At 39.7% G+C, this 6,994-nt stretch carries 7 protein-coding genes; 1 reads left to right on the plus strand and 6 read right to left on the minus strand.

Annotated elements, in window-relative coordinates; genetic code table 11:
- Positions 1-152: 152 nt before the first annotated feature.
- The gene (locus K6G87_RS16205) at positions 153-1,241 is read right to left on the minus strand and encodes an AIR synthase-related protein (protein ID WP_296839596.1); all 1,089 of its coding nucleotides are present in this window, start codon (positions 1,239-1,241) and stop codon (positions 153-155) included.
- On the minus strand, positions 1,238-2,842 hold the full coding sequence (locus tag K6G87_RS16210; RefSeq protein ID WP_296839598.1) for a VanW family protein: 1,605 nt from the start codon (positions 2,840-2,842) through the stop codon (positions 1,238-1,240). The genes K6G87_RS16205 and K6G87_RS16210 overlap by 4 nt, the downstream gene beginning before the upstream one ends.
- 313 nt (positions 2,843-3,155) lie before the next feature.
- Here K6G87_RS16210 and K6G87_RS16215 point away from each other — a divergent pair, with 313 nt between their 5' ends.
- Complete coding sequence (locus K6G87_RS16215) at positions 3,156-3,800, plus strand: hypothetical protein (protein ID WP_296839600.1); 645 nt, start codon at positions 3,156-3,158, stop codon at positions 3,798-3,800.
- 2 nt (positions 3,801-3,802) lie between these two features.
- On the opposite strand, the gene nth is transcribed toward K6G87_RS16215, so the two are convergent.
- The 4 genes from nth to clpX all read right to left on the minus strand — a co-directional run bounded on the left by nth (position 3,803) and on the right by clpX (position 6,993).
- On the minus strand, positions 3,803-4,453 hold the full coding sequence (nth, locus tag K6G87_RS16220; protein ID WP_296839602.1) for an endonuclease III: 651 nt from the start codon (positions 4,451-4,453) through the stop codon (positions 3,803-3,805).
- 217 nt (positions 4,454-4,670) lie between these two features.
- On the minus strand, positions 4,671-4,964 hold the full coding sequence (locus K6G87_RS16225) for a hypothetical protein (RefSeq protein WP_022754969.1): 294 nt from the start codon (positions 4,962-4,964) through the stop codon (positions 4,671-4,673).
- Between the two features lie 88 nt (positions 4,965-5,052).
- Positions 5,053-5,640, minus strand: a complete 588-nt coding sequence (gene yihA, locus K6G87_RS16230) for a ribosome biogenesis GTP-binding protein YihA/YsxC (RefSeq protein WP_022754968.1) — start codon at positions 5,638-5,640, stop codon at positions 5,053-5,055.
- A gap of 99 nt (positions 5,641-5,739) precedes the next feature.
- Positions 5,740-6,993, minus strand: a complete 1,254-nt coding sequence (gene clpX, locus K6G87_RS16235) for an ATP-dependent Clp protease ATP-binding subunit ClpX (RefSeq protein ID WP_296839606.1) — start codon at positions 6,991-6,993, stop codon at positions 5,740-5,742.
- Position 6,994 lies beyond the last annotated feature (1 nt).

The following is a 6,994-nucleotide window of genomic DNA, read 5'->3' on the forward strand; positions in this document are numbered from 1 at the left end:
CTAGTGTGTTGACTCGTTCATCTTTAATCAAATTACGAAGGATATGGATTTATATACAAGGATATAAAATCGAAGGCAATGTAATCATTGTCGAGATTTTATGACGAAGTAGATAAATTCATAGACAAGTAATTTGGTTAATTATGAATGAGTCAGCACACTAGTACCTTAAGAATCTCATCGCTTTGAGGAAGGTCCAGAAATCTTGTCTCATCCTCATTTCTTATGATTCGGTCATTGCCTTTTACAAGTTTTCCAATTACTGCTGCCGGAATTCCCTCTTCTTCAAGGGCTTTAACCATCTTTCCTCCATCAAAAGCTGCTATAAGAAGCGATCCTCCTGATGCGAGAAGATAAGGATTAAGGTCAAAAACATCAGTGATCTCAACAGTCTCCTGTCTTATAGGTATAGCTTTTAGATCAACTTCCATTCCAAGTCCCGTCATCTGGCCGAGCTCCCACAGCGCTGCAAATATTCCGCCGCTTGATATATCATGGATACATACCGCCTTATTTAAAGCCGCAATACGGGCTTCATCATAAACTGAGAGATAGTCCATTTTTCCAAAAGAAAGACCTGCATCTATGATAAAAGAAGGATATCTTTTTCTTATAATATCTCCCTTTTCTTCTGCAAGCATGGCAGTTCCGGATAGGGCAATCCACTTGGTAACTACGATGTCATATTCTCTATCAGGCTTTGATAAAAGAGCTTTTTTATCAGAAAAAGATTTATTCAAAGAGTAAATATCAAAAGATTCAGGATCAGATTCTAAATCAGATTCAGATTTAGATTCAGATATGATTCCTTCCTTAGTCCTGTATCCTATAGCAGTCGCTGTCACAAGGGGAGCCTTTACTAATCCTGAAACTTCAGTATGACCTCCTGCAATCTCAGCTTTATAATAAGCTGCTGCATCCTGAGCATCATTCATTATCTTCCTTATAACAGCTTCCTGTGCATCTGCAGGAAGAGTTATTGATATAAGTATCTGCAAAGGCTCTCCGCCGCCTGCGATAAGATTGTTACAGGCAGTTATTACTGCATATTTACCGCTATACGACGAATTTACAGTAACAGTATGTACCGAAGAAACTATGTCAAAATCTTCATTTATATCATCGGTTTCAAAACAGGCGCAGTCGGTATATCCTGCTGCGCCATTCTTATATTTACCATTATGGATCTGTTTCCAAACAGACCTTTTAAGTACATTCTCTGTAATCTTACCGATTCTCATCCGCCTGTAGTCCCATCTGTTGTTTGAGCTGTCTGATCACTTGCAGTTTCGCCCGTTGCTCCATCAGTTGTTGTAGCCTGATCCTGGCTTTCTGTAGCAGTCTGATCAGTTGTTATAGGAAGTCCAGTTGTAGGATCAATCTGCTGGCTTTGAGCCGCTATTACTGCTGCCATTGAGTTACTCATGGCAACTACCTGATCGTATGATCCTGTCGCTATCGCAGCATTGATCTGAGCCAGAACATTTTCATCCGCTCCCGCCGTTCCTACTGCCACTATTCTCGGAACCATGCTGTAATTACTTGAATTGACTACCTCACGGCTTTCTTCCTTGCCGTTAACTGTGACAACCTTCCAGAGCTGAGCCTTTATTCCATTATGTGCAGACTGGGTTACCTTTACATAGCCAACCGGCTGGGATGAATCAAGTACGAAAGTATCTGTTTCAGGAACGTTGGTTTCCAGAACTTCACTTTCATAAGTTACAACCCTGTCTGATTCTCTAGTCTCAACTCCATATATTGTAAATACTATCGATTTATCTGATGTTGTATATCCATCAATATAGATAGGATAATCAGTACTATTTACAAATTTAAAGTTCTTACCGCCATTTTCAGCTATCGCAGCATCCTGTGAAGGATCTACATAACTTACTATCATGGAATGACTATATCTTTCTGTTACTTCAAGCTCTGCCTTAAGAACTGCATTGTATAAAGTTGTGGATACCTGACAGATTCCGCCGCCAAAGCTCTCTACTACCTGACCCTGAAGGTATGATCCTGCAAGATAATAACCATTTTCCTCTGTAAAAGGAGTTATATTATCAAGCATTGAAAACTCTTCGCCCGGATATAATGTGATGCCGCTTGCAAGCTTACATCCGTTGGCAATATTACCGCTTCTTGATGAACCTGATGTCTTATAGCTTGTAGAATATGTTCCAAGCACATCTCCAACCTTTGAAAGTTCCTCTGAACTTCCCATAGGTTCTGTAACATCTACTGTAAGAGCAAGTTCAAAATCTGAGCCATCCCAGCTGTCTATGATATAATTCTGAAGCTGGTCAATAGAAGCTGTCTGATTGAGCTCATATCCTGTAGTTCCCTCTACAATACTAAAAGATCCATTCTCACGATCAAGCGAGTAGTCAACCTCTTCAACATTGAATGAATCGCATTCGCCTGCAAAAACGTCCATGATCATTGTGTCATCAAAAGCATATTCAAGATCAAGAGATACTCCGCCATTTGCGATGTCCTTGAGCTGTTTGTAACGCTGAACCACGTTACCTTCTTTTCCTATATTAAGAGCACTGTCTACCACATCTGTATTAGTCCAGGTAAGTCCAAGATCTGCAGCCGTTACAGTTACTACGTCCTCCTGCCTTGCACCTTTTAACGTAATATTGGCTGCAGAAAGCGTATCCATATATGAATTGACCGCCGAAACCGCTTCATCATAAGTCATCCCTGAAACATCAACGCTTCCAATAGTTACCCCATTGGGAATCTTAGCTTCAGTCTTAGCCTCCGTGACCATTGGAGATGCCAGCATAATCGCAGCAAAAGCTGCTACACCAATCACTATCTTTCTCATAATTATCCTCTTACTTACGAATAAATTTATATAAGAAAAAACTATTGCATTTAGACAAGGCACATAAAAAGCCATCCAAATGCACAAACAAACACTGTGAATAATAATTTATTATTCACTGCCACTACCCTTGTGCTATATTATAAATAGCTAATTAATTATTGTTATTTAAAGAAATAAAAGTATCGCATATCTCTTCAAATGCACTATTTATCTTGTGGGGAATACATTTATATAGGTACTGTGCTTTAAGCATTACTATATGAACAAATAACCCTCACGTCATTATACCACTTTTTGGGGGAACGGAAACTTGTTTAATAATATTGGCTTTCCAACTTTTTTATTTCTTTTCATAATCTTCTGCGCATGGCTTAGGATCGAAATGAATAAAGATTCCAAAAAGCCAAATGGTCAGCAAACTTTCTGGGAAAGAGAAAGACTTGCAAACCTTGCGCCCATAAAGAGTCTCAAGGATCTTGATTATATTACGATCCCTGAAGACAAGCTCCCTTTTGGTGCCCTGAAAGATCATAAAGAAATAGAACATATGGAATATACGATACATAATCTTTCAAAGGACACCAGAAAAATAGTAAATCTTACCGGCATAACCAATACAGATCTAAAACTCGAATACGGAGCTGCCAATATTACAAAGCTCATGGAATATGACGCAAGCTACATAACTCTTATTAAAACCCTTCAGGAATGGGCTGATGTATTGTATGAAGAGGGTCTTTATAAGGAAATCGTATCTATGCTTGAATTTTCGGTTTCCACCAAATGTGATATATCAGAAACCTATCATATGCTATGTGATATCTACAAAAATCATCTTGGTCTCTCTGAAACAGAAGCCAGAGACAAAATTAAAGCCCTGCAGCCATATGCCGCAGAGCTAAGATCCATGAACAAAGATTCAATTGAACAGTACCTGATGCAGGAAGCAGGGTAAGTTCATTTAGCTGTATAGCTAGGACAGATATCGCTCATAAAGCACTCCGAACACTTTGGTGTAGGTGCCTTACATATGGTCCTTCCAAGGAATATTATCTGGATGTTATATCTGATCCAGTTTTCTTTGGGAAGTATCTTCATAAGATCCTGTTCTACTACAACAGGATCATCAGAGTCTGTAAATCCAAGCCTTTTGGATATTCTCTTAACATGAGTATCCACAACGATACTTGGGTCTTCAAATATATTGCCTCTTATTACGTTGGCAGTTTTACGTCCAACTCCGGGAAGTGACGTAAGCTCTTCTATTGTCCTTGGGACTTCTCCATTAAAATCACTTTCAAGCTTCCTGGCGCAGCCTATTATATTCTTTGCTTTGGCATGATAGAAGCCTATGGAATGGATCTCTTTTTCCAGCTCCTTAATATCAGCATTTGCAAAATCATGTACTGTAGGATACTTGGCAAAAAGGGATGGGGTTACCATGTTTACCCTTTTGTCAGTGCACTGGGCTGACAGTATGGTAGCAATTAAAAGCTCAAAGGCGTTTCTATGGTCGAGGTATGTTCGCATATCTGAGCCGTACTGCTCGTCGAGACGCTTGCATACTTCTGTTACTCTGTTCATTACCGCTTTAGTTTTTCTGATCATATCATTACCCTGTTTTTATAATTATCAAAATGAGGTAGGTGTCAAAAGTTCCTTTTGACACCATATGACTACCGGATTGTTCCGTTTCTTCGAAACTCTCACATCTACGTTCTACTCCGGTCGGCGCAAAGCAGACATCCCCCGGATGTCTTGCGCCTTCAAACATTCGCAAATCCGCACTACGTGCTACTTTGCTCATGCCTATGCATAATCCAGACTACTCTTCAATAATCTCATACCTATCAAAGATCTTATCATGACCACATAGATGTTTGGTACCGTCATCATCGACTATTACATAATCATTCTCACAGACAAAAGTACGACCTCTCCTGTGATTGATGTATGGACATACTATAAGACCGTTATCACGCGTTACTTTAACAAGATTATCTGTCACGAACCAGCCTTTGGTCACAACTTCAGAATATGGTTCAAAACCATCCTCAAAGCCTTTGCCAAGCTCATACTTATAGACTGTTGATTTAATAGGAGTTCTGATACATCTCATAAATGCTTCCTTTCTCCCTGGAATCAATCCGGATTCTATAAAATAATACTCTTCTTAAAATAATTATAACGCTTTAACAAATTATTTTCTACATTCTATCATTTATGATATCGTAGATTTCTTCTCTCCCCTTTTTGGTAACAGCTGAATACGGGATGAGAAGTTCATCTTCAGGCATATTAAGTGTCTGACGTATGAGCTTGATAGCCTTGGGAAGCTGCGACTTATTGAGCTTATCAGCTTTAGTAGCAATTATGATAGGCTCAAATCCCTGATGAACTATCCATTCATACATCTGGATGTCATTGGCAGAAGGCTCATGTCTTATATCTATCAAAAGAAATACATTCTTAAGAACTCTGGATGTATGGAGATAGTTCTCTATCATCCTACCCCACTTTTCAACCTCACCTTTGGCTCTCTTGGCATATCCATATCCAGGAAGATCCACAAGATAAAATTCATTATTAACATGATAAAAATTGATAGTCTGCGTCTTGCCGGGTTCTGCACTCGTACGAGCAAGATTCTTACGATTCATAAGTCCGTTGATAAGCGAAGACTTGCCAACATTACTCTTACCTGCAAAAGCAAATTCAGGCTGAGAGTTATTAGGAAGCTTACTGGTTATACCACATACTATCTCAAGTTCAGCATTCTTAATCTTAAATTCCATTATATTTCTCCAAAAACAAGGCAGGAGCTTGCACCCCTGCCTGTATTATCAGTCACCTACACTGTCTGCATTGCCAATATTCGCAATCAGGCTGTGCTATTATTTAGCAGTCTTAAGTCTCTTCTGATCCTTGTAGACGAGAAGCGGCTGGCTCTCACCTTCAACTGCTGCTTTCGTAACGATACACTCTTCTACATTCTCATCAGATGGAATCTTGTACATAACATCCATCATAGCCTTCTCCATAATAGAACGAAGGCCACGAGCACCAGTAGCTCTCTCATGAGCCATAGAAGCTATCTTCATGATCGCATCATCTTCAAATGTAAGCTGTACATCATCAAGTCCGAAAAGCTTCTGATACTGCTTAACAAGAGCATTTCTAGGCTCTTTAAGAATACGCACAAGAGATTCCTCTGTAAGTCCTTCAAGAGTTACTGTGATCGGAACACGACCTACAAACTCAGGGATAAGACCGAACTTAACAAGATCCTGAGGTGTTACATGCTCAAGCACCTGTCCTATCTCACGTTCTGACTTATCAAGGATTTCAGCATTAAATCCAATTGACTTATGATCAATTCTGGCTTCAATGATCTTCTCAAGACCATCAAAAGCTCCACCGCATATGAAAAGGATATTGCTGGTATCGATCTGAATCACTTCCTGATGAGGATGCTTACGTCCGCCCTGAGGAGGAACACTTGCAACCGTACCTTCTATAATCTTAAGAAGAGCCTGCTGAACACCTTCACCTGATACATCTCTGGTGATAGATACGTTCTCACCCTTCTTACTGATCTTGTCTATCTCATCGATGTAGATAATTCCATACTGAGCACGCTCAATATCATAATCTGCAGCCTGGATCAGCTTCAGAAGAATGTTCTCAACATCTTCTCCGACATAACCAGCCTCAGTAAGAGTAGTTGCATCTGCAATTGCAAAAGGAACATTAATGATCTTTGCAAGTGTCTGAGCAAGATAAGTCTTACCGGAACCGGTAGGTCCTATCATGCAGATATTACTCTTTTGAAGTTCTACATCATCGACAGAATTTCTGGGGCTTGTGACCCTCTTGTAGTGGTTGTATACAGACACAGCAAGAACCTTTTTAGCTTCTTCCTGTCCGATAACATACTCATCAAGGAACTCTTTGATCTCAACCGGCTTTAAGAGATTGATATTGTGATCAATGCTCTCTTCCGGCTCTTCTTCAAATTCCTCTTCAATTATATCTGAGCATATCTCAACGCACTCATCACAAATATATACACCTGCAGGTCCAGCTATAAGCTTCTTGACCTGATCCTGAGTCTTATTGCAAAAAGAGCATCTGATTTCTCCGGAAATT

The sequence above is a fragment of the Butyrivibrio sp. genome (assembly GCF_024699075.1).